Source organism: Streptomyces atratus (assembly GCF_900119365.1).
Classification (GTDB): Bacteria; Actinomycetota; Actinomycetes; order Streptomycetales; family Streptomycetaceae; genus Streptomyces; species Streptomyces atratus_B.
In genome coordinates this window covers 1-2,613 of sequence record NZ_FPJO01000088.1, presented here as the reverse complement: position 1 = coordinate 2,613, position 2,613 = coordinate 1, and the positions used below count along the sequence as shown (strand labels likewise).

Here is a 2,613-nt window from a genome sequence, read left to right as displayed (position 1 = left end):
GCCCTCGCCGAACTCCACGTCCGAGGCACCCGCATCGACTGGACGACGTACTACGCCAACACCGGCGCCCAGCACACCGACCTGCCCACCTACGCCTTCCAGCACCAGCACTACTGGCCCGAGCCGCCTGTCGCCCCCGTCGAGGCCAAGGCTGCCGCCGACCCGGTCGACGCGAGTTTCTGGGAGGCCGTCGAGCGGGCGGACGTTGCTCAGCTGCTCGACACCCTCGACATAGCCGACGGCGACGACACCACCCAGGCTTCGCTGGCGAACGTGCTTCCACTGCTCTCCGAGTGGCGGCGCGAGCGGCGCAGCCATGCCACGCTCGACGACTGGCAGTACCGGATCACCTGGAAGCCCGTCCCGACCACCGGCCCAGCGTTGTCGGGCCATTGGCTCCTGGTCGTTCCGGAGGAGACCACCGAGGCCCCGCACGCGGAAGTCGTCGCCGCCGCACTCGTCGCGCACGGTGCCGATGTCACGCGCGTCGTCCTGACCGACCGGTCCTCGCTCGCCGCGGCCTTCACCGACGCACGGGCCGACGGTGTGGTCTCGCTCGTGGATCTCCACGGCACGGCCGTTCTCGTCCAGGGGCTGGCCGACGCGAACGTGCAGGCGCCGTTGTGGTGCCTGACACGGGGAGCCGTCTCCGTCGGGGCGGCCGACCGGATCACCAGCCCCGAGCAGGCCGCCGTCTGGGGCCTCGGTCGGGTCGTGGGCCTCGAACTCCCGCAGCGCTGGGGTGGTCTCGTCGATCTTCCGGCGGAGCTCGACGACCGCGCCGCCGCCCGCCTCTGCGCGGTGCTGGCGGCCACCGACGACGAGGACCAGTTGGCCGTCCGCGGATCCGGGGTCTTCGTACGCCGACTGGTGCGGGAACCGTTCAGCGAGCCGGCACCGGCCTGGAACCCGCGGGGAACCGTTCTCGTCACCGGCGGCACCGGAGCCCTCGGCGGACGGATCGCCCGCTGGCTGGCCGGGAACGGCGCCGAGCATCTCGTCCTCTCCAGCCGCCGGGGCGCCGATGCCCCCGGCGCCGAGGAACTGCGCGACGAACTCACCGCCATGGGTGTACGGGTGACCCTCGCGGCCTGCGACGTCGCCGACCGCACGGCCCTGTACGGGCTTCTCGACGGACTGCGCGAGGCGGGCGACACGATCACCGCCGTTCTGCACACCGCAGGCATCGGCCCCACCCGTGCCGTCTCCGACCTCACCGCTCTTGAGATCGATGCCGTGCTGGGGGCGAAGGTCCGCGGAGCAGCCCTCCTCGACACGTACTTCAGCGAAGGCACCTTGCTGGACGCGTTCGTCCTCTTCTCCTCCAGCGCCGGTGTCTGGGGCAGCGCGGGCCAGGGCGCCTACGCCGCCGCCAACGCCCACCTCGACGCGCTCGCCCAGCAGCGCCGCTCGCGCGGCCTGGCCGCCACCTCCATCGCCTGGGGCGCCTGGGGCGGAGGCGGCATGGCCGACGGTGAGGCCGGCGAGCTGATGCGCAAGCGCGGTCTGCCCCTCATGGACCCGGACCTGGCCGTGCTCGCCCTGCAACGCGCGGCGGCCGCCGACGAGCCCTGCGTCGCGATGGCCGACATCGACTGGGACCGGTTCATGCCCCGCTTCACCGCTGCCCGCCCGCAGCCGCTGATCTCCGAGATCCCGGAGGTCCGCAGCCTGCTGGTGGCGGTCGACCGGGCCCGGGACGGGGAGGACGAGACCGGCTCCGCGTTCCTCGGCCGCCTGCGGTCGCTCTCCGCGGCCGAGCAGCACCAGACCCTGCTCAAGCTGGTACGCGGCGAGGCCGCCGCCGTCCTCGGTCACGCAACCGCCGAGGCCGTGCAGCCGGGCCGGGTTTTCCAGGACCTCGGCTTCGACTCCCTCACGGTGGTCGAGCTGCGCAACCGCCTGAAGGCAGTGACCGGACTGGCGCTGTCGGCGACCCTCGCGTTCGACCATCCGTCGCCCGAGGCTCTCGCGCACCACCTGCGTACCAGCCTCCTCGGCGAGGTCAGCACCGCGGTCGCCCACGGCACGGCGCGCAACGGCTCGGCCACGGCCGGCGTCGGATCCGACGACGAGGGCGATGGCGACCTGATCGCCGTCGTCGGGATGAGCTGCCGCTTCCCCGGCGACGTGAACACGCCCGAGCAGCTGTGGGATCTGGTCGCCGAGGGGCGCGACGCCTTCGGAGGCTTCCCCGTCGACCGTGGCTGGGACGTGGAGCGGCTCTACGACCCGGAGCGAGGCACGCCCAACACCTCGTACACGGACCAGGGCGGATTCCTTTACGGGGCCGGGTACTTCGACCCCGCTCTCTTCGGGATCTCGCCGCGTGAGGCCCTCGGCATGGACCCGCAGCAGCGGTTGCTGCTGGAGACGTCGTGGGAGGCGTTCGAGCGGTCCGGTATCGACCCGGCGTCCGTACGCGGCAGCCGTACCGGTGTGTTCACCGGCACGAACGGCCAGGACTACGCCACGCTCCTGCTGGGTGTCACCGACGCCGACAGCCTCTCGATGACCAGCAATGCGGCGAGTGTGGTGTCGGGTCGTATCTCGTACACGTTCGGTCTGGAGGGGCCGGCGGTGACGGTGGACACGGCGTGCTCGGCCTCGCTG

General features: G+C 72.4%; 1 protein-coding gene. It reads left to right on the top strand.

Going from position 1 to position 2,613, the window contains the following annotated elements; translation table 11 throughout:
• The coding region (locus tag BT364_RS38840; RefSeq protein ID WP_143166641.1) for an SDR family NAD(P)-dependent oxidoreductase at positions 1-2,613 on the top strand (2,613 nt) is incomplete at both ends.